Origin of the sequence: Marinobacter sp. MMG032 (assembly GCF_040112695.1) — a bacterium.
GTDB classification, from domain to species: Bacteria; Pseudomonadota; Gammaproteobacteria; order Pseudomonadales; family Oleiphilaceae; genus Marinobacter; species Marinobacter salsuginis.
This window is the reverse complement of the sequence record NZ_CP157802.1, coordinates 936,420-959,130: the sequence shown is the minus strand read 5'-3', so window position 1 is coordinate 959,130 and position 22,711 is coordinate 936,420. Positions and strand designations below refer to the sequence as shown.

Below are 22,711 nucleotides of genomic sequence, written 5' to 3'. Positions count from 1 at the left end.
ATCTAGACATGGAGAATCGGTTCAATCTGGTAGATGAACCATGGATACCTGTTGCCGATGTGGGTAATGTCAGCCTGCGTCAGGTCTTTGAGAACACAAAGCTGCGTATGCTGGGTGGAACACCGGTGCAAAAGGTAGCGGTGACCAAACTCCTGCTCGCCATCGCCCAAGCCGCAGCTACGCCTGATAATGAGGACGGTTGGCGTTCCCTGGGTTCAGATGGACTTGCAAAGCGATGTTGTGACTACCTTGATCGTTGGTATGACCGATTCTATTTGTACGGTGATCAACCGTTCCTGCAAATGCCTGAGGTTTCCCGAGCCGCCGTGCAGAGCTTTGGGGCGACACTCCCGGAGATCTCTACGGGCAATACTACCGTTCTTAGCCAATCCCAGGTCGATCGTGAGCTCACGGATTCGGAGAAGGCGGTATTGATCGTTTCTCTCATGGGGTTTGCTTTGGCTGGCAAAAAGACGGACAACAAAGTAACCCTGACGCCGGGTTACCGAGGCAAGCTGAATAACAACAATAAACCGTCGTCCAGTAAACCAGGCCCCTCTCTGGGCTTCATGGGGTTCCTGCATAGTCTGCTCTTGGGCTCCACGCTACACGAAACGCTCTGGCTGAATATGCTGACCCATGCCCAAGTTCAACAGACCAATATGTTTCCCGAAGGCGTCGGAACTGCTCCTTGGGAAGCTATGCCAGAGGGAGAAGATTGCGCAACTGCCCGAGCCTTAGCCCAATCATTGCAGGGGCGCCTGGTTCCCTTATGCAGGTTTTGCTTGTTGACGGACTCAGGACTTCACTACTCAGAAGGGGTTCCACATCCTGGTTACAAGGAGGGTGTTGTGGACCCTACTGTTGCCATCAATTATTCCGGCAAAGAGCCCAAGGCGCTTTGGGTAAACCCGGAAAAAAGACCCTGGCGGGAGCTGACCTCTCTGTTGAGCTTCATCGGCCAAGAAAAATCCCAAGGATTCCACAGTCATCAGATTGCTCTTGGCTTGGGGCGAGTCCGTGATGTGATGGACTCGTTCGCTATTTGGTCCGGTGGTTTAAGGGTAAGCAGTAACGCTGGGGAGCAGTACGTCTCAGGGAGCGATGACTTCGTGGAGTCCATTGTCTGGTTGGACAGCGACCTGCTGGGCGCCATTTGGTTTTCAAACCTCAAGGCCGAGATGGATGCCCTCGATACTTTGGCAAAAGGACTGTACGGGCGAGTGTCCATGTTCTTCAAAGAGCAGAAGATGGATGGCTCAAAGTTGGCCGCACAGGCTTCTCATCTCTTTTGGCAATTGTGTGAGCGTCGTTTTCAAGACCTCGTCGATTCTTGCGGTACCGACCCAGAAAGCCAGGATCGGCGAACCCAACTGCGTCGGCAATTTGCAGGCTATGTGCACCAGGCCTACGACCAGATCTGTCCGCGAGAAACTGCACGTCAACTTGATGCTTGGGCAAAGTGCCGACCCAATACCAGACAATTTCTTCAACAGGAGACCGTGAACCATGGAAGCTAACGGTACAGCGCCCCCAACGGCCGATTCCAGTCCAAGCAGCTGGGAGCATCGGTTTGTTGAAGGGGTCATTAGAAGGTGCGGACAAGATAAAGGGCTGGCAGCCAAGCTCAGGCGCGCAGACAACCCAGCCATGGAATACCAGAGTTGGGAACTGCTTGCGTCGTTTGGTGTTGATCTTGAGTGGGAGAACCAACGCCTGCCGTTTGTCACTGTGGCCAGTGCCATTGCTAAATCCAAGGCAGAACGGGATGGGAAGTTGACGCTGGGACAGGCCATTGCCCGGTGCTACGAAGACGGTAAGGAAAGTAATCAGGCAAAAGCACGACTCCGAAGGCTGCTGGCCTGTAATGATCTGCCTGAAGTGTGCCGAATACTCCGTTCAACACTGTCTTTAATCGATAGCAAAGTGGCCCGGCCATTAAACTTTACTCGCCTTCTCAAAGAGCTACGGCTGTTCCCGTTTGATGATAAACGGGTAAAAGCGCAGTGGGCTCAGGACTTTTATTCGCATTCAGCCCACGCAGACTCAGAGGAGGCACCGTCATGACAATGATCGCCAGTGTGCTTCACCTGGATCGCAAAGCGGTAAAGGAACTCAGAATCACGGACCCTTACTCGTTGCATCGGGTGGTTTACAGCCTTTATGACGACGTCCGTTCTGATAAAGAAAAGCAAGGCAGCACAGCCAGCGGCATCCTGTTTGCTGACCAAGGCGGTGACGTTCTGAACCGGAAGGTGCTACTGCTTGCAGATCGTCCACCCGCCAACTGTCTAGAGGGCGGCTATGGTGAAGTCCAGAGTAAAGCCGTTCCTGACGACTTTCTGGATTATGAGCGCTACCGGTTCCAGGTCGTTGTCAATCCGACCCGACGTGATAGCGCCACCCGAAAACTCCTTCCGGTGAAAGGTCGGGACGCCATCAAGGCCTGGTTCTGTGAGCGAGCCGAGAAAAGCTGGGGCTTCCAAGTGAGCCCAGATCATCTCCAAGTTGATCAAGTGAACATTCAGCGCTTCAAGGACAAAGCCAAAAACCCTGTCACTATTGCCCAGGCAAGCCTTCAGGGTGAACTTCAGGTTATCGACCCAGAACAATTCAAGACCAGCTTCAGGCTTGGAATAGGGCGTGCCCGTGCCTTCGGGTGCGGCCTACTGCAAATCGTTCCGATCACCGACACATTGTATTCTTGAAAGGATCTCCAGAATGACCAACACAAAGACCAATACCCGCATTGAGTACCATATCCTTCAGTCATTTCCTGTTACATGTCTGAACCGTGACGATGTCGGTGCGCCCAAGACGGCTATCGTCGGCGGCACTACGCGAGCCAGGGTCAGTTCCCAATGCTGGAAGCGTCAGGTGCGCCTGGCTCTTCATGACTTCGGCGTAAAGTTGGCTACCCGGACTAAACAGTCAGAAACGATGTTTACACAAGCCTGCGTCGCAGCCGGTGCCGATGAAGAGGCCGCGCAAGCCTGCGGTAAGAAACTCGCGGACTTATTGATTGATGATACGTTGCTGTTCGTGAGTGACAGTGAAGCAGCCGCCTTTGCGGAGTACGCCAAGGAAAAAGGGTTTGACCCAGCTGGCTTCAAGGACAAAGAGCTCACGAAGATTGCTAAAAAGGCGCTTAACCCGGCAGTTGATGCCTTCGACATTGCTTTGTTCGGTCGGATGGTCGCAAAAGCCCCAGACATGAACGTTGAGGCGGCTGCTTCGTTTGCACACGCGATCTCGACCCACAAAGTCAGTAATGAGGTTGAGTTCTTTACGGCACTGGACGACCTCAGAACCGATCAGGGGTCGGCGCACATGGGAAGCCTGGAGTTTAACTCCGCCACTTATTATCGGTATGTCAGCCTCGATCTGGGCCAGTTGTCTCAGGTCTTGGACGATGAAGCATTGGAAAAGGCGATCGAAGCCTTCACACAAGCCCTGTTTGTCGCAGTGCCTAACGCTCGTCAGAGCACTCAATCTGGCGCAAGTCCCTGGGAGTTTGCTCGGGTCATGGTTCGCAAGGGGCAGCGGTTGCAGGTGCCCTTTGAAACAGCCGTAAAGTCCAAAGAAGGTGGTTACCTGCAACCCAGTGTTGATGCGTTAAAAACCTACCTTGATAAAAAAGAGAAGTTGTCTGGTTCATTGTTTGGTAAGCAGGCCAGCTATGACTGGGGTGAAGACGAGAACTTCTCGGTCGACGACCTGGTGTCTGCGCTAAAAAGCTATGCCTACTGAGGTGTCCATGAGCGATCCTTATCTACTGTTGTGGTTGGAAGCGCCACTGCAATCCTGGGGGCATGACTCCAAGTTCGGTCGTCGTGACAGTCTGGATTTTCCGACTAAATCTGGCGTCCTGGGGCTTATCTGTAGTGCTCGGGGAGCCGGCGGAGAGGAATCCGAGTGGCTGAAAGCTTGGGCCGACCTCGATATGCAAGTGGTCGCTTATGTCCCACAGGACCGCCAAGGGCGAGCCATGACTCGGCAGCCACTTCTGATGGATTTCCACATGGTTGGGAGTGGCTATGACGACAAAGATCCTTGGGGCAGTCTCATGATCCCGAAGACCGGTGAAGGGAAAAAAGCTGTTGGTGGTGGGACGAAAATGACGTATCGCTACTACCTGCAGGACATGGCGTATGCCGTGGCGTTACAGGGGCCGGAGTCACTGATCGAAGACGCAGTCCAAGCCTTGATCAATCCAGTGTGGGATGTGTACCTGGGAAGAAAGAACTGCGTACCGACGGAGTTCATCTACCAAGGCACTTTTCCTGGCGCTGAGGCGGCTTTGCAAGCAGGAGAAGTATTGGCAGAACAGAAAAGTCGGAGTGCCGCCTTTCAGGTGGTTCAGGGTGAGGCCGATGGGGAAGTTCTGACCATCAATGATATCCCGGTGACGTTCGGGCAAAGGAAAAAATATCGGGATCGTCAGATTACGGTCCAGTCGATTTCTCGGTAGAGCGTTATTAATAGCTTCATGTTGCTGGCTTTAGTTCTGCGTGTTTTCCGGCAGGAAAACATCCAGTTCTGAGCTCGTAAGTCTGTTGTGTCACGCTCTTTAAAATACCTCCCTACTATCCCCATTCATTGGGGGTGTTTCCCACTGCATCGGTGCTTTGGTGGTTGAGACAGAAGTCTTCCCCACGTGAGTGGGGGTGTTTCCTTGCCTTTGACCACCCAGCCGGCACCGAAGGCGTCTTCCCTACGCAAGTGGGGGTGTTTCTAAGTGGAGGGCGCTAGTCCGCAAGAAGGGGTAGGTTTCCCCACACACGTGGGGGTGTTTCTTGCCCGCTGGGCCTGACTTACGATCCGATCACTGTTTCCCCATCAAGGTGGGGGTGTTTCCTCCTCCCAGTCATCCACACCCATGGACTCGGCGTCTTCCCCACGTGTGTGGGGGTGTTTCATGCATTGCCTTGCCCAGCAGATTGATATCAACTTATTCCTCACATACGTGGGGGTGTTTCCGTCACGCCAGGGGGGCGAGCAACGCTGAATCTGTCTTCCCCACGCAGGTGGGGGTGTTTCTCAGGCATACGGGCCTATGCTGAAGTTTGTTCCATGTTCTCCAACTAGGTGGAGGTGTTTCTAACGGAACGGGAGCGGGAAAAGTCGCGGACTGGTCTTCCCCACGCCTGTGGGGGTGCTTCCGTGAAAGTGTGCAACGCGGAACGCATCTACTGGTCTTCCCCATGCACGTGGGGGTGTTTCTTTCACCGTGTCGGCCTTGTTCTTGGGCAGCGGGTCTTCCCGACACACGTGGGGGTGTTTCCAAAGACGCTTATACCGCGTGTTCATGGATCGGGTCTTCCCCACGGGAGTGGGGGTGTTTCTTTTGGGCGATCTGACTCCAAGGCATTCTCTCGAGTCTTCCCCACGTGAGTGGGGGTGTTTCTATCGAGGGTATGGAACTTGAAGGGGTGTTCCCGTCTTCCCCACGTGAGCGGGGGTGTTTCCACCCAGCACAATCCGAATCCGCCTTGCCCTCGGTCTTCCCCACGTGAGTGGGGGTGTTTCCACCTACAGAATCGAACACGGCTGCTTTTTCCAGTCTTCCCCACATGCGTGGGGGTGTTTCCGTCCACGACTCTGAGGAGTGGATGGGGTCCGAGTATTCCCCATGCCTATGGGGGTGCTTCCAGCAGGGCGGGCGCCGGCTTTTCCTTGCCGTGTTCCTCCCCACGTGCGTGGGGGTGTTTCCGACACCAAAATTGGTAACGACTATTTGGTCATATATTCTCCATGTAAGTGGAGGTGTTTCTTTTACAGTCTTGCCATCGGTCAGGAAACCAATGGTGTTCCTCACAAACGTGGGGGTGTTTCGTGGTCTACCTTAGTTTCCTTAGTGGTGGTCTCTTTTCTCCAGCATGCCTGGAGGAGATTGTCTATAAGAGAAAACAGCGTGTAGCGGTTTGGAATTTCGCAGTACATGCCTAAATACTTGGAGTCGGATGCATCTGAAGATCAGAGTGATATCCAAAACTACAGCGTAGGAGGGCGCCTTAACGTTTGCATTACGCACAGACGGTTGAGAGATGTCTCACATTCACAGCGTATTTACTGCGTAGACTAATAGTTGAGCCAGCTGGTCAGGAAGATCAGCGCCTAAGAGCCGGCATGGATGCCAGGCGAACGCGACACCTGCCCAGTGGTGTGACTTGTCAGGGAGAGGTCTGGCACCATATTCATTCTGGTAGTTAAACGAACTGAATCAACCGAGCGTTGACTTCCCCCTTCTTGCTCAACAAAATGCTGGTTATATATACAGTATTTTAGATTGGGCAGCGTGTTCATGCGGTTTTTCACAAGTAGAGCGTTTCAATCCGTTCCATACGGCATTCCGTTGATGCGCCACTATACAGATCGGGCCTGCTGATAGTGGAGTTTCGGCGTCGTCAAAACATGGCCTACGCAACACTTCAGGCCTTTGCCTCTATGGAGCCAGTGGGGATCGTCACTGCAGATGGTATTGTGCGTTCTCGTTGGCTCGGTGTGGCAGATCGTCGAATTCTCAGCATGGTGCCGGAGTTGAAGTCAGTTCTGCTTGACATCGAGGCTTGGCGAACCATGATGCTCGAACCCTACAAACGCCTTGGTCCCTGTGTCTACATGGTAGGGGCGTCCGTCGGGGATGTCGGTGTTGTTGGAGTGATGGAAGGCCGGAAGCCGATGATCCGGGTGTTGTCGTCTAAGCCGGATGTCCTGGGCCGAAAGCCTTAACCAGCGTTGAACCATCTGAAACCTTCTCGTGACTGAAACCTGCTTCAAGTGAGTGAATGACCTGAATGACTCGGATCCCGTACCTTCTGCACTGTGTTGTCATCCTCTGGTTCGGACTAATCAGTAGTGCAGCGGCTGCAGATGTAGTGAAGAAGGCCAACAGTGGTTTATGTCATCCGCCGGAGAGTCGGTGGTATGAACGAACGAAGACCTACCTGCCGTTTTCAACGCTCGAGGCGTGTCTGGGCTCCGGAGGTGAGCTACTACAGCTACCAGCCGGGATATCACTGAGTTTGCTGAATAATCCTCAGAAGTCATCAGGTGAGCAATCGGGCTACGATCGCTCAGCTTTTGGCCATGGCTGGGATGATGCCGATGGAGATTGCCAGGACAGCCGTGCTGAGGCATTGATTGCCCAATCCACTACCAAAGTCCGGTTTGCCGATAAGAGCCGCTGTAGGGTGGTCTCAGGCCGCTGGGTCAGTCCGTTCACGGGCAAGGTTATCCAGAACGCCTCGGACATCGACATTGACCATGTGGTTCCGTTGAAGTGGGCATGGGATCATGGCGCCAGTTCCTGGCCCCAGGGAAAGCGGGAGGCGTTCGCCAACGACCCTGTGAATCTTTGGAGTGTGGAGCTGTCTCTCAACAGTCAGAAAGGCGCCAGAGGACCCGAAGAGTGGCTGCCGCCAACGGGGCGATGCCAGTATATTAGTAGGTTCATCCGGATCGTGAAGATCTATGGCCTAGACGCACACAACAGGCGGCGGTCCCATTTCGAAAGACAGCTTGAGAATTACTGCTGATGCGCATGTCAGTCGGTATTAGGCAGTTAAACGCTGGCTAAACAGTCGGCGCAACGCCGTCTGAGCGATTCGTTGCGGAAAACCTGGCACCGAGTGTTGGCAGGCGAGCTTGTGAGGACCCATACCTGCCATTTTCGAGTTATCCAGCGCCCAGTGTGAACGATCTATTCAGTTTTCAGCTGCAGGTCGTCTTGCAATAACAGGATTTCGATATCGTCAGTATTGTCCGCTGCTGTGAGCCCAAAGAGAATTACATCGATATGACCATCTTGGTTTACATCACTTATCGTGCTCTGCAGGCCACCTTGTCCGCCGGATGAATGTCCTGGCAGCGTGGATACGTCGAGGTTTACTAAGTTGCCTTGTTGATTGTTGATGTAAAAGATCGGTTTCCCAGCTTCCTCCATTCGCAAATCATTCCATGATTGGGTGAACGGAAACACGGTGAGGTCTGCATGCCCATCATTATTGATGTCCCGACAGTCAAAGAAGTTGAAGTTATTATTAGGCTCTTCTCCTATGATCGGAGATGGGATCTCCGTGAGTTTGCCCTGATCCAATTCAAAGAAAGCCATGACGTTGACTGTGCGAGTGTTCACAGATTCCTCGTATACAACATCCTCATAAATAACATTGCCGTCGGTGTATTCTGCGGCACTGATTTTTGCGACCACTAGGGGAGTTCCATCACCACCATCCAAAGGTTGCATGAGGCAGATATCATCAACAGCACCCGAGAAGTATTGCTGGCCGTTCAAGCGTATTACTTGCGTTGTACCCTCTGTTCTCTGCCAAGTGATCCAGTTGACGGTGAACTCTACATCGATGAACCAGTCTCCGGTTACCTCCCACAATCCGTCCGTTGATCGGGTGAACGCTTCAAGACCAGAACCATCTGTTTTACTGGCGGCGGCGACAATGGTCTTCGACTCTTGACCGGAATCGCCGGGTAATGACCGGAATGACGTTGCCCAGGAATTGTTCGGTGAGTTGTCCTGATATTCGTCGCTAGCATCGATCCATTGGCCATCTACGTTTCGGTAGGCCTGTGAGCCGATGCCGTAGACAAAGCCCTCAAACACCACATCTTTACCGCCGAGCGAATTATCGACCATCTCAACGGCGTGGCCCCAATCTGCTACCCCGAGACGCTTCACGCTGAAGCGACCGTTGGGCTCTGAGAGAATGACCGAGGGCCTGGTGGCATTGGTGGTGGGATCCTGGCCGCTTCGGCCATCCTCCCAGTTCATGGCAAACGCAAAATCGTCTTTGCCGTCACCGTTTAAGTCGCCTCTCACGTATTTCCGGCTGGCGCCACCGAGCTGCGGGTAGTCCTCGCCGAACACGGCCAAATTGTCCGGTTCATAGGAGCTATCCGGTTGGCTTACAAGCGCGACTAGTGCATCGGGTGTTGGGTCTGCACGCACAACACCGAATTCCTCTGCTTCGCACCAGTAATGGACGATGAAATCCTCTTGGTTGTCGCCATTAATCTGTGTCGGAATTACAAACTGGATCGCAGGCGTTTCGCATGGAAGGTTGTAAGAGCTGGCTGGATCTTCGATGACCAAGGTCTTACTCAATAGTGAAGTGGTTTCTCCTGCTGATTCTGTTCCATCACCTCCACCAGATCCCCCACCACAGGCGCTCAGTCCGAGCGTTAAAAATATCAAACTGATAATTCGTTGCGGTTTCATCAAGTGTCCTACCTGAGATTGGTTTAAGCGCTACCGTCTCAACACGTTGAAAGTGGAAAAGAGCTTGGATAGATCACAGTTCAAGAATCCCGAGTCGTCAAGATTCTAAAGGGGCCTGCCTCGCCTCCTGGCGCTTGCGGACCCAATCACTGCACGATGACACGGTCTGAACGATAAACCAGATCATCAACGGCAGCAGGATCCACGTCAGGGGCTCCATGAGCCCCGCGTACAGTGGATTCCAGTGGATCGGGTAGAACGGCTGCATCTCACTGTGAACCAGTGCATCCAGCACCACATGCGACACCGTGCCCAGAAACGCCCCGCACACCCATTTACCAATCCACTTCAAAGGCAGTACTGAAAGAATCGTGGCGAAGATGACGGCAGCCAACAGGCTGTGCGTGAATGGACTGTGTAGCTCCAGAGGTGGCTCCAGGCCAAATAGGTAATACTGGATCGCATTCCAGTCCATTGCCAGATTGGCCAATGTAAACGACACCAGCGACACTTTCCCCGGGAACCAATGGTTCACCGGGGCCAGTGCGCCGAAGTGCAGGGGTGTGATGGGCATCGTTCTCTCGGTCCTTGAGTGTGAATTCACCTAGCCCCGGTCAAACGGGGCTTTTTTCTACTCACTCCCAGCATCTGAGAATACCGTCAGTGGCTCGGTGACATTTGATGTTTCGTTTGGGCTGGTTGCCCCAAGTAGGTGTTTGTTGTGTGTTTGGAGTTTGGTAAAGCTGTTGTGGGGTAATAATGTATTGATGGGCGTTTGATTGCGGGATCTGGTAAGAACCCGTCTGCGGATTTTTGGGTGGCCCCCAATAAAACTTATCGGAACTACAGCCTGTCAAAAAGACAGACACAACGCATACAACAAAAAGACGCACGTTATTCCCCTCGTTAGTAAAAAGCCCCCAGGTCTCCTCCGGGGGCTTTTCAGACCTCCGTCAATCCCTAAAAGCTCTAGCAATTAGGAGGTTGGCAGTCCTCGCTGGAATTATCCACCTGCAATTGTGAAACAACGAAAAAGGTTAGCTTGCGATGTCGAGACTTGAAGTGGTCAACGACTCCCGGGGTCAAGTCAGCACCGAAGCTTTAAACTCCGGCTGGCGCCGGCTTGCGGTTCCGTCCTTGAGGGCGTCCAGGTAATCGGCATGCCACTGCATCATCTGCCGACGCTGACGTAGATACTCCGCTTTGTTGTACACCCCGGCGGTCCCGCCTTCAACGTGTGCCAGTTGCTTTTCCACGAAATTCCGGTGCCAGCCGTGATCCCTGAGCCGGGTAAATGCTGTTCCTGGATAGATCGAGATGCAAGCCGTAACAGTCTTGGTATTAAATAAGCTTCAGCGCTGTCTCAGGTCTTCGGGGACACTGCCAGCTTTAGTATCAGTTGGAAGAGTTGCAGGGAATAATTTCTTGCAGCCGGTATAAAGCTGGACGACGCAAGGTCCTTGTTTGACCTCAGTGGTGGCTTCTCATAATTTGAAAATTTTGAAGCTTGGACCACACACTTGGGACAAATTTGGGGCAAAAGGGGGCGTGTTTATCCGTGTTTTACCGTGTTTTGAGTGTTCCGGCGTTTCGCGGAATTCTTTAAAACATCAATTAAAACAATGTGGTTGGCTCCTTTTTTACTTAAGTCCCCGCATCATTGGGGTGTGCTTGGAAAGATCGGTCTGAGCTGCTGACATGAACGGGTCCGTTAGCCTTGCTTTGGATGAAGGCGTGAATTGTAAGAAAATAACCGCCGCGATGAAATGAAGGAGGTCATTATGCTGGCCAGCGATCAGGAATTGGAGGACGCAGGCAATCGCCTCGGTGAGCGGTTGCTGCGCACCGGCCGTACAGTGGCTACGGCAGAAAGTTGTACCGGCGGCTGGGTTGCCAAGGTGCTGACCGACCGGGCGGGGTCTTCGGCCTATGTGCTCGGCGGTCTGGTAACCTACAGCAATGAGGCCAAGCAGGGGCTCCTGGGCGTGACCCGGAAGTCGCTGGATGAGCATGGTGCGGTCAGCGAGCCGGTGGTGCGGGAAATGGTGGTCGGCGCCCTGGTGGCAACAGATGCCGACGTTGCCGTGGCCATCAGTGGCGTTGCCGGGCCTGGCGGTGGCAGCGAGGATAAGCCTGTCGGTACCGTCTGGTTCGCCTGGGGCAGCAGTCCGGCCACCACCGTGGCGCTGGTAAAGCACTTCGAGGGCGACCGTGATCAGGTCCGCCGCCAGGCCGTTCTGTTTGCTCTTCAAGGGGTTAGCGATTTTGTGGGCGAACTCTGACGGCTTTCACATCCGCAGGGGTTGGTCTCCTCTCCGGGTTATGTTTTAATACTGTTCAAATATACAGGGAATTGACTGGTCAAGCTGTAGAGATTCCCGATCCACTATTTCGCTGCCGGCCTTGATTGGGGCCCGGCGGCCCCGGCGACAGAGGGTTTGCACTGATGGAAGACAACCGCAAGAAAGCATTGAGCGCAGCACTTGGGCAGATTGAGCGCCAGTTCGGCAAGGGCGCCGTGATGAAAATGGGTGACCAGCCCCGCGAAGCCATTCCTGCGGTCTCCACCGGTTCTCTGGGCCTGGACGTTGCCCTGGGTATTGGCGGTCTGCCTTACGGTCGAATCTGTGAAATCTACGGCCCTGAGAGTTCCGGTAAAACCACGCTTACCCTGCAGGTGATTGCCGAGGCACAGAAGGCGGGTAAAACCTGTGCGTTTGTCGACGCCGAACACGCCCTCGACCCGGTCTACGCCGAGAAGCTGGGCGTGAATGTGGACGATCTTCTGGTGTCCCAGCCGGATACCGGTGAGCAGGCCCTGGAAATCGCCGACATGCTGGTGCGTTCCAATGCGGTTGACGTGATCATCGTTGACTCGGTCGCCGCCCTGACGCCAAAAGCGGAAATTGAGGGCGAGATGGGCGACAGCCACGTTGGCCTGCAGGCGCGACTGATGTCCCAGGCGCTGCGGAAACTGACGGGTAACGTCAAGCATGCCAACTGCCTGATGATCTTCATCAACCAGATCCGTATGAAAATCGGCGTCATGTTCGGCAGCCCGGAAACCACCACCGGTGGTAACGCCCTGAAATTCTATTCCTCTGTGCGCCTGGATATCCGCCGTATCGGTTCCGTTAAAGACGGCGACGAGGTGGTGGGTAACGAGACCCGCGTGAAAGTGGTCAAGAACAAGGTGTCCCCGCCGTTCAAACAGGCCGAGTTCCAGATCATGTACGGCAAGGGCATTTACCACATGGCGGAAGTCCTGGATATGGGGGTCAAGGAAGGCTTTGTGGATAAATCCGGCGCCTGGTACGCCTACAACGGCGACAAGATCGGCCAGGGCAAGGCGAATGCCTGCAAGTTCCTGGAGGAAAACATGGACATTGCTAACGAGATTGAAGCCAAGGTTCGTGACAAGCTGATGCCCAAGCCGGTCTCGAAGAAAGACGCTGAAGAGGCGCCCGCAGAAGCGAACGGCGAGCTTCTCTAAACCTTCCTCAGCGATGTCAGGGGCGGCAGGTGTAGATCCAGACCTGCCGCACCACCGTTACCTTCGGCTTTCCTTTCAGGTATCAGTCTTCTTTCCAGCTCTCTCCTGAAGTGACCCGGTTCAGCACCGATGTCGACTTCCAGGCGCCTGAGGTAATCTGCCCCTCCAGCCTGTTGCAGCTGGATTCTGATCCACCTTCTGTATTTCATTTGACGATAGAGAGTCTGCAGTTTTTTGCTGTTGGGAAAATGCATTGATTTTTCCTCCTTTGACTGTTCAGTCCATAGTAAGCAGGAGTCTTTGCAGGGTATCCGTTCAGATGGTTTAAATGTTCTCGTAACAGATCTCTTAATTTCGTCTCTGTGCTGCTCAAATAATGATCATCTGTGCTTGCTGTCCGTTCCTCTGGTTTGAGCTGGTATCACAATGAATTCATACTCGGTGAGTATTGGGTTTCTTTGCTCTTCAGATACAGATCAGAGTCGGTATGGAAGCAAAAAAGAGATTATTGATCGTCGCTCATGCGCCTTCCCCGAATACTCTCAAGCTCAGGGAGGCGGCTGAGCAGGGCGCACGCCATGAAGACATCGAAAGCGTCGAAGTCAAGGTAATGGCACCTCTGGATGCGGGGCCTGAAGACATTCTGGCCTGCGACGCTATCATTCTGGGCACCACTGAGAATCTCGGGTATATGAGTGGGGCCCTGAAGGACTTCTTCGACCGCAGCTACTATCCCTGCCTCGAGAAAACCCAGGGGTTGCCCTTTGCCTATTACATTCGGGCGGGCCATGACGGAACGGGCACCAATCGGGCAATTGAAAGCATTACGACGGGTCTGCGCTGGAAGCTGATACAGGAGCCTCTGATCTGCAGGGGGGAGTACCGCGATGAGTTTGAAGATCAGTGTCGCGAGTTAGGGATGTACGTCGCTGCCAGCCTTGACGCGGGGCTGGTGTGAGCCCGCAACCGGATCAGCTGGCAAACCGGTTGTAGAAGCCTTCGATGCGGGAGAGAGCATTGTCGACGGTGCGCGAATAGCCTTTTTTGTCCAGGCAATAGCTGAACTGGACGCTGACGCGATAACCCGCCTGGTAAGGTTGACACTCCACCACCCGGGCGCAAACCCGCGATTCGCTGATGTATTTGCCGTCGAAATCCATGAACAGGCGGGCCCCGGGTTCCACCGGCCTGGGGCAGAGAACGGCCATACCGTAGCGGTTCAGGTCCAGGCAGGTAACCGGCGTTGGTTGCTTGCCCCGACCAAAGAAGCCACGCTCCCGGAGCTGAACCTTCAGGCAGGAGGCGGGGTAACGATCCTTGATTCTGCGTTCGGCGGAATCACTGGTCATACGCTGGCGTCCGTTGCGTGCATTGTATTTATGGTTGGGAGATGAAGTGTAGTTCCGGAACGGCTGGTTGAAAAATGAACGGCTACGGATTTGTGAACTGCCTAACAAATTCCTGCGCGCTGTGCGCAACTCCAGAAATCTTCGTGCCGAACGCGACAGAGCCGACCGCAGAATCTACAATGACCGGCCAATGTGTTAACCGTTACAGGACCAAACCTTGAAGTCACTGTCTCTGCACCAGCTTTACAAAGCCTGTGTTCTGAAAGATCTGCCGTTCAAAACCACCAAGCAACTTGAGCCTCTGGCTGAAATCGTCGGCCAGAACCGCGCCCAGGAAGCTGTGCGTTTTGCCCTGGCGATGCCTCATGGCGGCTACAACGTCTATGCCGTTGGCCGAAATGGCCTGGGTAAGCGCACCATGATGTTGCGTTACCTTGAGCACCATGTGGATACGGATCAGCAGAGCCATGACTGGTGCTATGTGGCCAACTTCGAGGAGCCGCGTATTCCGAAGCTGTTGCAGTTACCTGCAGGAAAAGGCACCCAGCTCAAGCAGGACATGGAAAAGCTGATGAGTCGCCTGGTGAAGGTGATTCCCCAGACGTTTGACAGTGACAGTTTTCTGGAACGCTCGGAGCAGCTAAAGAACGAATACGGCAAAAAGCAGGAAGACGAGCTGGAGAAGGTGGCGGCCCAGGCGCGACGCAAAAAGGTCAGCCTGACGGTCACCACGCCAGGTGGTTACCGGCTGGTGGCCATGAACGGTGACGAACCCCATACCGCAGAATCGTTTCAGGCTCTTACCGAGGAGCAACGGGACAAGTTTGAAGACGCGATAAACAAGCTTGAGAAAAAGCTTCGCCAGGCCCTGCGCAAACTGGCGGACTGGGAGCAAGAGTACGCCGATAAGCAACAGGCGCTGAACCAGGAAACTCTGGAAAGTATCTCGGGCCACCAGATTGATGAGTTGAACGAAAAGTACAAGGATCTGCCGGATGTGGTCGCCTACTTTGAGGCGGTTCGCGCCGACCTGGTGGAGAACCTGGAGATATTCCTCGACGACAATGAAGAACAGGCTGCCATTGCTTACGCCTCACTCGACAAAAAAATGCCGCGCCGTTATCTGGTTAACGTACTTGTGCACCAGAAGACGAACGAGGTGCCCGTGGTGGTGGAAGATAACCCCACCTACCACAACCTGTTCGGCTACGTCGAAAATGTTACCTACAAGGGCACGGTGTTCACGGATTTCTCCCTGATTCGCCCCGGCAGCCTGCACCGGGCCAACGGCGGCTATTTGCTGATGGATGCCATCAAGGTTCTGGAACAGTCCTTCGTGTGGGACGGCCTCAAGCGCGCCCTGCGTTCGAAGTCCATACAGATAAATTCCCTGGAGCGGGAACTGACTTTATCCGGAACCATCTCTATTGAACCGGAATCGGTCCCCCTGGACGTGAAGATCGTTCTGTTTGGTGATCGTGAAACCTGGATGTTGCTGCAGGAATACGATTCCGAGTTTGCCGAACTGTTCAGGGTCACGGCGGATTTCGAGAACGAGATGTACCGCACCGATGACAGCCAGTTGCTCTATGCCAAGTTCATCGCCAGTCTGGTGAGTGAGAAAAAGCTTCTGCATTGTTCTAACAAGGCCGTTGCGCGGGTAATCGAGCATAGTGCCCGGATGGCAGAACATCAGGATCGACTCTCCCTGCACGCCGCGGATATTGCCAACCTGCTGCGGGAATCGGATTTCTGGGCCAGGCAGGCCGGTGCGAGGCTGATCCAGGATCTGCATGTTGAGCGCGCGCTGGAAAGTGCGAAATATCGGAGCAGCCGTATCCGGGATCAGTTCTACGATTCCATCCGTGATGGCACGACGCTCGTAACTACCAGTGGCAAGTGTGTTGGCCAGGTCAATGCGCTGTCGGTGCTGTCCACGGGCGGATTTGAATTCGGCCTTTCCAACCGTGTCACGGCTACCTGCTATTATGGAGATGGCGCGGTGATGGATATAGAGCGTGATGTAAAGCTCGGTGGCAATCTTCATTCCAAGGGCGTGATGATCCTGAGTTCCTGGCTTGCCTCCCATTTTGCGGTCAACGACCCGATGCACCTTTCGGCAAGCCTGACCTTTGAGCAGAATTACGGTGAAGTGGATGGTGACAGTGCATCGTTGGCGGAGCTGTGCGCGCTGATCTCGTCCCTCTCCGGTATTCCGGTGCGACAGGATCTGGCAATCACCGGGTCGGTCAACCAGTTTGGCGAAGTTCAGCCTATCGGCGGCGTGAATGAGAAGGTTGAAGGCTTTTTCACAACCTGCCAGCTTAAGGGCGGGCTGTCTGGCACCCAGGGTGTCATTGTACCAACCACCAATGTGCAGAATCTGATGCTGGACAGCGAGGTGGTAAAGGCAGTGCGCGGAGGCCAGTTTGCTGTATACGCGGTTGCCCGTGTCGAGGAAGCGATAACCCTGCTGCTCGGCAAGCCTGCCGGCAAGGCCGATGAAAAAGGCAGGTACCCGAAGCAGAGCGTTTTTGGCATTATCCAGCAACGACTTGAGAAAATGCGGGAACACGAGCGCCAGGAACATGCTCGTGACGACCATAAAGACCCGTCAATTCACTGACCGGCGATGATAAGAAAACGGACAGGAGAGAACACACCCATGACTGATATCCAGCAAACCGTGTACGTTGTAGAGGACGATGAAGCAGTCCGCGATTCCCTGGAGCTGCTGCTGAAATCCGACGGCAAGCCGGTCAAGACCTATGAGAGTGCAACCGCTTTCCTGAAGGACTATTCCGACAAGATGGCAGGTTGCATCGTGCTGGATATTCGCATGCCCGGCATGGACGGTATGGAACTCCAGAAAAAACTGAATGAAAAACACTCCATCCTGCCGATCATTTTTGTAACCGGGCACGGTGACGTGCCCATGGCCGTGGACGCCATGAAAGAGGGCGCTGTTGACTTTATCCAGAAGCCATACCGTGAGGAGGCGCTGCTGGAGAAAATCGAAGCGGCACTCAAGCAGGATCTGGAGCAGCGCAAGTCTCTGGATGAGAAGCAGGAGATCATCCGTCGTGTTAAAAGCCTGACCCCCCGCGAACACGAAATCATGGACCGGATGATTGCCGGGCAGGCCAACAAGGTCATCGCCATTGAACTGGAGATAAGCCAGCGCACGGTTGAGATTCACCGTTCTCGCGTCATGCACAAGATGGGTACCCACTCCCTCGCACATCTCGTTCGTATGGTCCTGTCCGTAAAGGACCTTATCGACGCAGGGTGATCCCGGCGGCATCATACGGTTACTATTTTAACCGGTCCGACATTTATGACTGAAGCTGTCAGCGAGAACTCGGAGGTGACGGTTCTGCTTGTGGACGATAACCCGCAGAACCTCAAAGTCCTCTATGAGACCCTGAAAGACAAAGGTTACCGGCTGCTCATTGCCAACGAAGGCGAAAAGGCCCTCGACCTTGCCCACCGCCATCAGCCCGAAGTGATTCTCCTTGATATCATGATGCCGGAGATGGACGGCTATGAAGTCTGCGAGCGCCTCAAGGCGGATCCCCAGACGGCGGACTGCGCCGTTGTTTTCCTGTCCGCGCTGGATGATCTTCAGGCGAAGGTGAAAGGCTTCTCCCTGGGAGGCGCCGACTACATCTCCAAGCCCTTCCAGTCCCAGGAAGTGATCGCCCGGGTGAAAACCCACGCCAGCGTGATTCGCCTCGAGAGAGAACTGCAGGCCCGCAATCGCGAGCTACAGAGTGATCAGGCCCGGATTCTCAATTCCATCAGCGAAGGCATCTATGGACTTGATGAGAACGGTATTATCGAATTTGCCAATCCTGCGGCGGCGTCCATTGTCGGCTGTCCGGTGGAGGAGCTGATAGGCCGTAATTTTTTTGAAACCCACTTTGCAACAGCCGGCGACAACCCGGACAGTCTCCCGGTAAAGGCCACCTGTCAGCAGGGCGTCGCCGAGAGCCAGAGGGATATCCGGATGCTGCGGGCCGATGGAACCGGCTTTCCGGCAGAATACCGTTCGACCCCCAAGCTGGACTCTGACGAGCTCCATGGCGCCGTTGTGGTGTTCCGGGATATCAGCGCCGAGTTGGACAACGAAAAGGCGCTGGAAGAGGCCCGGCAACTGGTCCAGGAACAGCGTGATCAGTTGGCCCATACCTCGCGTTTGACCACCATGGGTGAAATGGCTGCCGGCGTGGCCCATGAGGTAAACCAGCCGCTGACCGCCATTACCAACTATGCACGCGTCGCCAAACGGATGATGGCAAAGGACAATGCAGACATGAGTCTGCTTCAGGAGACCCTGGACAAGATCGAGGCACAATCCCACCGGGCCAGTGAAATCATTCGTCGCATCCGTCGATTCATGAAAAAGCCGGCCACGGGCAAGGAAGTGCTGTCCGTGCCTGCGTTGCTGGAAGATACCCGGCAGTTTGCCGAAGTGGATATGCGCAACAACAAGGGCGCTATTGAGCTTTCGGTGCCTGAGGACATGCCAGATGTCCTGGCCGACCCGGTCCAGGTGCAGCAGGTGGCGCTCAACCTGATCCGCAATGCCCTGGAGGCCACCAGCAGTATTGACTCCAGCGCGCCGGTCGAGGTGAGCGCGAGTGTGAAGGGTGATACCTGTGTGCGGATCCAGGTGCGCGACCATGGCATTGGTCTTTCGGAAGATGCGGAAGAGAAGTTGTTCCTGCCGTTCTTTACCACCAAGGACGAGGGGATGGGGATTGGCCTGTCAACGTGCCGCTCCCTCATACAGGCCCAGGGTGGCGACATCGGTTTTGAGCGACCAGAAGATGGCGGCGCCTGCTTCTACTTTACGCTGCCCGTTGCCGGCGCCCAGGGTTCTCCCTGCGCACCGGAAACTGATTCCTCCCACGCCTAGAGCCAGTCGATGCGCCCGGTCAAATGGGGCGCATCGCCTTTGGCGTTCAATACTTGATAGTCCCAGCCTTTTTCTCCAGTTTGCCAGTTCAGTTGGGCCGTGCCTGGCAGAAGCAGGGGTTTCTTGAACTGACAACTGACGCTCAGAGCGCCACCTTTCCAGCCTTCCTGTCGTTCCAGTAGTGCCAGTGCGTGGGCCTTGGTCCACATCCCATGGGCGATTGCCCTCGGAAAACCGAATGCCCTGGCACTCAGGGCGTGCATATGGATCGGATTGGTGTCACCGGATACACGGGCGTATTGCCGGCCAATGGACTCCGGGGCCTTCAGGTTCTCTGTGTTCGGATAACGCTCGAGTTGCGGCGGCGCCTTTTTCCCGGAAGGTTTACTCTCACTATCCGGTTGCCGGAATAGCGTCGTACTAGCTTCCTCCCACACCAGTCTGCCCGCCGAGCGTGCCTCGGTAATCAGATCGAACTCCACTCCCCGGTTACTTTTTACGGTATTGCCGAGGCTCACCTTGAGATCCAGGTTTTCTCCGGTGCCGATCGGTCGGTGCTGGGTGATGGTATTGCGCAGGTGTACCAGGCCAAGCAGCGGGAGGGGAAAGTTTTTCTCTGTCAGCAACTTCAGGTGCAGGGGAAAAGCCAGCACGTGCGGCCAGGTAACCGGCAAGTGACTGCGAGCCTCGAAACCGCACACCCGCTGGTAGCGCTTCAGGTTGTTTCCGGCGGTACTGATACCCAGGAGGCTTGCCGAGAGATCCGGGATACTTATATCCCCATCCGTTTGCTTCTGCCGTGGGAGCAGTGTTCGGCCATACATCGGTAACAAGGCGGGCGGTTTGTTGTGATAAACGAGGGTCTCCGGCATTGGTATTCTCCTTTACAGTCAGGACCATGGATCCCGGCATTGCCTGATCAGAGCTCTTTGTAGCAAAGGGTATGCTTTTTTTTACATTTTGGTACAACTCGGCGTCTGTGGCCTGATATGCTCTAATATAAGACGATTGTCTAACAGGGAGTGGTTCATAGGCCCCTTGAGTCTGACAAACCTCTGGAGTCTGGCAAACCTCGCCAGATCAGGCATTGACCCGGCGTGCCCCGGCGTCTGTCGGGAGGGTCACAGTAGTAAACCAATAAAAAGCGGAATCTTATGCAGGAACTTCGTGACGCGGGAGTGATGTTGCGCCTGATTTATGAGGCGATGAAAAAGAAAGGAATCGATACCGATGCCATCTTCACTCGCCTGGGTGTGGATGAGAATTACGTTTATACCGAGCAGCTTCGAACCCCCCACAGCGCCCAGATGTACTTCTGGCAGGCTGTTGAGGACGTTTCCGGCGATCCTGATGTTGGCCTGCACCTTGGGCAACTGCTGCCAGCATACAAGGGGCAGGTGCTGGAGTATCTTTTTCTGAGCAGCCCAACCTTTGGCGAGGGCCTGCGTCGGGCCCAGAACTATCAGCGTCTGCTGAGTGACGCCGCCAACACCGATTTCTTCATTGAGGGTGATGATGCCTGCATGGTGCTGGATGCGGCGTCTGATGACGTTCGCCGCTTGCGACATTTCAATGAATGTTTCGTGCTGGGGTTGATTACCTTTTTCCGTTCGATCACCGATGGCAACTTCTACCCTTCGCGCATTGAGTTCGAGCATGAACGGGCCGAGGGTCAGGACCATGTGCGCGAGGTGCTTGGATGTGACGTCACCTTTGGTGCGCCGCAGAACCGGCTGTACTTGCCTGCAAAACTGCTGTCCCACGCCTCACCTCATGCTGAGCCGGAGCTGCTGGATCTGCACGAGCGGTTTGCCAGCGAACAGGTGGCCCGGCTTGAGAAAAAGGATATCGTTGGCCAGGTGGAGAGGATCGTGGCCGAGCTTCTGGATAGTGGAGAAGTCACCCTGGACGCCGTGGCAGAACGTCTTGGCATCAAGCCGAGAACCCTGCGCACGCGCCTGACAGAGGCTGAGACCAGCTTCAATCAGGTACTCGCGGATTTCCGCTATCGTCTGGCCCGTCAGCTTCTGGCAACGACCGATGAATCCATTGATGAGATTGTTTACCTTACCGGCTTTTCCGAGCCCAGCACCTTCTATCGGGCCTTCAAACGTTGGTCGGGCATGACGCCGATTGAATACCGCAAAACCGCCCAAGGCAAGGACGCCATGGTCGACGCAATGTAACGGAACGCTTTTTCAGAATATTTTTCAGAAAAAGCGTTGACATAACAGGGCGCCTCTTTATAATGCGCCCTCGTTGTCACAGAGCATCCACACCAGTGATTGCAGGGCCTCCAAGAGGTCAGTCGTGACAAGCCGCACGGAGCGGTAGTTCAGTTGGTTAGAATACCGGCCTGTCACGCCGGGGGTCGCGGGTTCGAGTCCCGTCCGCTCCGCCATTTTTACCCTTCTTTTGCATTTCCCTGCGCTCTCACGCTTGCCGAGTCACTCTTTGTTTTCCAAAACACGTCTGTGTCATCCTGCTGTCATTCAGGCAATCTATCCTGTCCTTGAAAGTTCAAGAACAGGTCGACCGCTATGCTGGATTACGAAGAAGAATTGATTGAAAGCCAGTTTGAGGAATATGAGGACGATGACGGCTGGGATGACGCCATGGAGCTCTGATTTCAGGAATGCCGGATTCGCTTTCGGTGTTCTCCCGGGCTCAGGTTGAACCATCGCCGATAAGCCTTGTGAAAGGCTGCAGGATTGGCAAAACCAAGAAGCCAGGCAATTTCCGCCAGTGATGTCTCTGTTTCCCGAATATAGTCCCGCGCCAGCTGTTTCCGCGTTTCATCCATAAGTTCCCGGAAGCCGGTTCCCTCGGCAGCCAGTTGTCTCTGAAGTGTCCAGGGTGCCACCCCAAGTTTCATGGCGATGGTTTCCAGGCTGGGCGTCTCGCCCCGGAACAGCGGTGTGAGAAGGTTTTTCACCCGGTCTCCCGTCGTCCACCCCCGTTGGATCTGCTGCAGTTCCCGTGCGCACAGCTCTGTGAGCTTTTCATGCATGGCCGGTTGAGCCTGTTGGCTCGCGCTTTCCCAGATGTCCTGCCGCACGGTGAGGCTGTTCTTTGTTGCTCCGAATTGCACCGGGCAGCGGAACCAGCCTTCGAACAGGTCATCCTGCCCGATGGACCGGTATTCGATGGTAACTCTCTCCAGAACATCGTAGCGGCCGGTCACGGTTCGCAGGAACTGGGTCCAGGCGGCGAGAACGGAATCCACTACGAAATAGTTAAAGCCATTGTACGGGCGAATCGAATAAAACTGCGCCTGCCGAAGGTCTGGTCGAACCGTTGGCACGCCGCGGCTGTTGCGGCTGGTCAGTAGGGCGTAGCGAATCAACGTGCTGATCGCTGCCCCGGCAGTGCTAGCGGTTTCTCCGGCGAGCCCGGCAATGCCGGCGTCGACGGGGCGGGATAATGCACCCATTCTCAACCCCAGGGCCGGGTTGCCAGTCTCATGGATGGCAGCGTGCCCCAGGCGCATGAATCTTGGAATGCTGATCCGTGCTTCAGGCGATGTCAGTGTCTGTTGGTCAAGCTGGAAACGGGATGCCAGTTCGGTACTGTTGGCGCCTTCTGCCTCGGCTGCCCTCATCAGCGCAGATACATAGAGGACACTGATGTCTCCCAGTGAGTTACGGCGTTTGGGTGGGGCGTGCGTGGAGTTGCTCATTAAAGTCTTTGTCAGACATGTTGTGCAAGGATAA

At 54.7% G+C, this 22,711-nt stretch carries 20 protein-coding genes, 1 tRNA gene and 1 pseudogene; 15 read left to right on the top strand and 7 right to left on the bottom strand.

The genetic code is table 11. The features are described from left to right. Positions 1–8: 8 nt before the first annotated feature. From casA to ABNF92_RS04365, 7 genes are all read left to right on the top strand, one after another. The gene (gene casA, locus ABNF92_RS04395; protein WP_349343551.1) at positions 9–1,520 is read left to right on the top strand and encodes a type I-E CRISPR-associated protein Cse1/CasA; all 1,512 of its coding nucleotides are present in this window, start codon (positions 9–11) and stop codon (positions 1,518–1,520) included. Beyond that, on the top strand, positions 1,510–2,067 hold the full coding sequence (gene casB / locus ABNF92_RS04390; RefSeq protein ID WP_349343550.1) for a type I-E CRISPR-associated protein Cse2/CasB: 558 nt from the start codon (positions 1,510–1,512) through the stop codon (positions 2,065–2,067). Before casA ends, casB begins: the two co-directional genes overlap by 11 nt. Further along, entirely contained in the window at positions 2,064–2,708 is a 645-nt protein-coding gene (gene cas6e, locus ABNF92_RS04385) for a type I-E CRISPR-associated protein Cas6/Cse3/CasE (protein WP_349343549.1), read from the top strand. Before casB ends, cas6e begins: the two co-directional genes overlap by 4 nt. Positions 2,709–2,721: 13 nt before the next feature. Next, entirely contained in the window at positions 2,722–3,750 is a 1,029-nt protein-coding gene (gene cas7e, locus ABNF92_RS04380; protein ID WP_349343548.1) for a type I-E CRISPR-associated protein Cas7/Cse4/CasC, read from the top strand. Between the two features lie 7 nt (positions 3,751–3,757). Then, positions 3,758–4,471: a type I-E CRISPR-associated protein Cas5/CasD gene (gene cas5e / locus ABNF92_RS04375; protein ID WP_349343547.1), complete on the top strand. Its 714-nt coding sequence runs from the start codon at positions 3,758–3,760 to the stop codon at positions 4,469–4,471. 1,943 nt (positions 4,472–6,414) lie between these two features. Continuing rightward, positions 6,415–6,732: a hypothetical protein gene (locus ABNF92_RS04370; RefSeq protein ID WP_349343546.1), complete on the top strand. Its 318-nt coding sequence runs from the start codon at positions 6,415–6,417 to the stop codon at positions 6,730–6,732. Positions 6,733–6,797: 65 nt separating this feature from the next. Next, positions 6,798–7,538 (top strand): HNH endonuclease family protein, encoded by a 741-nt coding sequence (locus ABNF92_RS04365; protein ID WP_349343545.1) that lies wholly within the window; start codon positions 6,798–6,800, stop codon positions 7,536–7,538. Between the two features lie 164 nt (positions 7,539–7,702). Here ABNF92_RS04365 and ABNF92_RS04360 read toward each other — a convergent pair whose 3' ends face one another. The 3 genes and pseudogenes from ABNF92_RS04360 to ABNF92_RS04350 all read right to left on the bottom strand — a co-directional run. Further along, the gene (locus tag ABNF92_RS04360) at positions 7,703–9,235 is read right to left on the bottom strand and encodes a hypothetical protein (RefSeq protein WP_349343544.1); all 1,533 of its coding nucleotides are present in this window, start codon (positions 9,233–9,235) and stop codon (positions 7,703–7,705) included. A gap of 97 nt (positions 9,236–9,332) precedes the next feature. Further along, positions 9,333–9,809: a metal-dependent hydrolase gene (locus ABNF92_RS04355; RefSeq protein ID WP_349343543.1), complete on the bottom strand. Its 477-nt coding sequence runs from the start codon at positions 9,807–9,809 to the stop codon at positions 9,333–9,335. A 508-nt stretch (positions 9,810–10,317) separates the two neighbouring features. After that, positions 10,318–10,536: pseudogene (locus ABNF92_RS04350) on the bottom strand (integrase); the annotation flags it as partial. A gap of 480 nt (positions 10,537–11,016) precedes the next feature. Between ABNF92_RS04350 and pncC the strand changes: the two are divergent. Then, the gene (gene pncC, locus ABNF92_RS04345) at positions 11,017–11,517 is read left to right on the top strand and encodes a nicotinamide-nucleotide amidase (protein ID WP_349343542.1); all 501 of its coding nucleotides are present in this window, start codon (positions 11,017–11,019) and stop codon (positions 11,515–11,517) included. A gap of 164 nt (positions 11,518–11,681) precedes the next feature. Then, positions 11,682–12,728, top strand: coding sequence for a recombinase RecA (gene recA, locus ABNF92_RS04340; protein WP_069183871.1), 1,047 nt, complete (start codon positions 11,682–11,684; stop codon positions 12,726–12,728). On the opposite strand, the gene ABNF92_RS04335 is transcribed toward recA, so the two are convergent. Next, positions 12,725–12,982, bottom strand: coding sequence for a hypothetical protein (locus ABNF92_RS04335; protein ID WP_336119294.1), 258 nt, complete (start codon positions 12,980–12,982; stop codon positions 12,725–12,727). The genes recA and ABNF92_RS04335 overlap by 4 nt on opposite strands. A gap of 233 nt (positions 12,983–13,215) precedes the next feature. Between ABNF92_RS04335 and ABNF92_RS04330 the strand changes: the two genes are divergently transcribed. After that, positions 13,216–13,686, top strand: a complete 471-nt coding sequence (locus ABNF92_RS04330) for a flavodoxin family protein (RefSeq protein ID WP_222466420.1) — start codon at positions 13,216–13,218, stop codon at positions 13,684–13,686. A gap of 13 nt (positions 13,687–13,699) precedes the next feature. Here the strand turns inward: ABNF92_RS04330 and ABNF92_RS04325 are convergent, their stop codons facing one another. Then, on the bottom strand, positions 13,700–14,077 hold the full coding sequence (locus tag ABNF92_RS04325) for a PilZ domain-containing protein (protein ID WP_069183868.1): 378 nt from the start codon (positions 14,075–14,077) through the stop codon (positions 13,700–13,702). Between the two features lie 217 nt (positions 14,078–14,294). Between ABNF92_RS04325 and ABNF92_RS04320 the strand changes: the two genes are divergently transcribed. The 3 genes from ABNF92_RS04320 to ABNF92_RS04310 are packed head-to-tail and all read left to right on the top strand — an operon-like array spanning position 14,295 to position 18,998. Next, the gene (locus ABNF92_RS04320) at positions 14,295–16,703 is read left to right on the top strand and encodes an ATP-binding protein (RefSeq protein WP_349343541.1); all 2,409 of its coding nucleotides are present in this window, start codon (positions 14,295–14,297) and stop codon (positions 16,701–16,703) included. 39 nt (positions 16,704–16,742) lie between these two features. After that, positions 16,743–17,369, top strand: a complete 627-nt coding sequence (gene fixJ / locus ABNF92_RS04315) for a response regulator FixJ (RefSeq protein ID WP_069183866.1) — start codon at positions 16,743–16,745, stop codon at positions 17,367–17,369. A gap of 45 nt (positions 17,370–17,414) precedes the next feature. Continuing rightward, positions 17,415–18,998 carry a response regulator gene (locus ABNF92_RS04310; protein ID WP_222466422.1) on the top strand — a complete coding sequence of 528 codons (1,584 nt, stop codon included), beginning with the start codon at positions 17,415–17,417 and terminating at the stop codon, positions 18,996–18,998. On the opposite strand, the gene ABNF92_RS04305 is transcribed toward ABNF92_RS04310, so the two are convergent. Further along, positions 18,995–19,870 (bottom strand): MaoC/PaaZ C-terminal domain-containing protein, encoded by an 876-nt coding sequence (locus tag ABNF92_RS04305; RefSeq protein ID WP_349343540.1) that lies wholly within the window; start codon positions 19,868–19,870, stop codon positions 18,995–18,997. The two genes, ABNF92_RS04310 and ABNF92_RS04305, sit on opposite strands and share 4 nt — an antisense overlap. A 282-nt stretch (positions 19,871–20,152) precedes the next feature. On the opposite strand from ABNF92_RS04305, the gene ABNF92_RS04300 reads away from it, so the two are divergent. Together ABNF92_RS04300 and ABNF92_RS04295 are read left to right on the top strand one after the other, a co-directional pair. Next, complete coding sequence (locus ABNF92_RS04300; protein WP_349343539.1) at positions 20,153–21,184, top strand: AraC family transcriptional regulator; 1,032 nt, start codon at positions 20,153–20,155, stop codon at positions 21,182–21,184. Between the two features lie 138 nt (positions 21,185–21,322). Further along, positions 21,323–21,399, top strand: a tRNA-Asp gene (locus ABNF92_RS04295). 228 nt (positions 21,400–21,627) lie between these two features. On the opposite strand, the gene ABNF92_RS04290 is transcribed toward ABNF92_RS04295, so the two are convergent. After that, positions 21,628–22,677, bottom strand: coding sequence for an AraC family transcriptional regulator (locus ABNF92_RS04290; protein WP_291908132.1), 1,050 nt, complete (start codon positions 22,675–22,677; stop codon positions 21,628–21,630). Between the last annotated feature and the right edge of the window lie 34 nt (positions 22,678–22,711).

Excerpts from the sequence above, each read along its gene's own strand:
- ABNF92_RS04300 (WP_349343539.1), top strand. The coding sequence starts at position 20,153 with ATGCAGGAACTTCGTGACGCGGGAGTGATGTTGCGCCTGATTTATGAG.
- ABNF92_RS04290 (WP_291908132.1), bottom strand. The coding sequence starts at position 22,677 with ATGAGCAACTCCACGCACGCCCCACCCAAACGCCGTAACTCACTGGGA.
- cas5e (WP_349343547.1), top strand. The coding sequence starts at position 3,758 with ATGAGCGATCCTTATCTACTGTTGTGGTTGGAAGCGCCACTGCAATCC.
- ABNF92_RS04365 (WP_349343545.1), top strand. The coding sequence starts at position 6,798 with ATGACTCGGATCCCGTACCTTCTGCACTGTGTTGTCATCCTCTGGTTC.
- pncC (WP_349343542.1), top strand. The coding sequence starts at position 11,017 with ATGCTGGCCAGCGATCAGGAATTGGAGGACGCAGGCAATCGCCTCGGT.
- ABNF92_RS04335 (WP_336119294.1), bottom strand. The coding sequence starts at position 12,982 with ATGCATTTTCCCAACAGCAAAAAACTGCAGACTCTCTATCGTCAAATG.
- ABNF92_RS04355 (WP_349343543.1), bottom strand. The coding sequence starts at position 9,809 with ATGCCCATCACACCCCTGCACTTCGGCGCACTGGCCCCGGTGAACCAT.
- casB (WP_349343550.1), top strand. The coding sequence starts at position 1,510 with ATGGAAGCTAACGGTACAGCGCCCCCAACGGCCGATTCCAGTCCAAGC.
- recA (WP_069183871.1), top strand. The coding sequence starts at position 11,682 with ATGGAAGACAACCGCAAGAAAGCATTGAGCGCAGCACTTGGGCAGATT.
- ABNF92_RS04330 (WP_222466420.1), top strand. The coding sequence starts at position 13,216 with ATGGAAGCAAAAAAGAGATTATTGATCGTCGCTCATGCGCCTTCCCCG.
- cas7e (WP_349343548.1), top strand. The coding sequence starts at position 2,722 with ATGACCAACACAAAGACCAATACCCGCATTGAGTACCATATCCTTCAG.
- ABNF92_RS04310 (WP_222466422.1), top strand. The coding sequence starts at position 17,415 with ATGACTGAAGCTGTCAGCGAGAACTCGGAGGTGACGGTTCTGCTTGTG.
- ABNF92_RS04360 (WP_349343544.1), bottom strand. The coding sequence starts at position 9,235 with ATGAAACCGCAACGAATTATCAGTTTGATATTTTTAACGCTCGGACTG.
- ABNF92_RS04305 (WP_349343540.1), bottom strand. The coding sequence starts at position 19,870 with ATGCCGGAGACCCTCGTTTATCACAACAAACCGCCCGCCTTGTTACCG.
- fixJ (WP_069183866.1), top strand. The coding sequence starts at position 16,743 with ATGACTGATATCCAGCAAACCGTGTACGTTGTAGAGGACGATGAAGCA.
- ABNF92_RS04325 (WP_069183868.1), bottom strand. The coding sequence starts at position 14,077 with ATGACCAGTGATTCCGCCGAACGCAGAATCAAGGATCGTTACCCCGCC.
- cas6e (WP_349343549.1), top strand. The coding sequence starts at position 2,064 with ATGACAATGATCGCCAGTGTGCTTCACCTGGATCGCAAAGCGGTAAAG.
- ABNF92_RS04370 (WP_349343546.1), top strand. The coding sequence starts at position 6,415 with ATGGCCTACGCAACACTTCAGGCCTTTGCCTCTATGGAGCCAGTGGGG.
- casA (WP_349343551.1), top strand. The coding sequence starts at position 9 with ATGGAGAATCGGTTCAATCTGGTAGATGAACCATGGATACCTGTTGCC.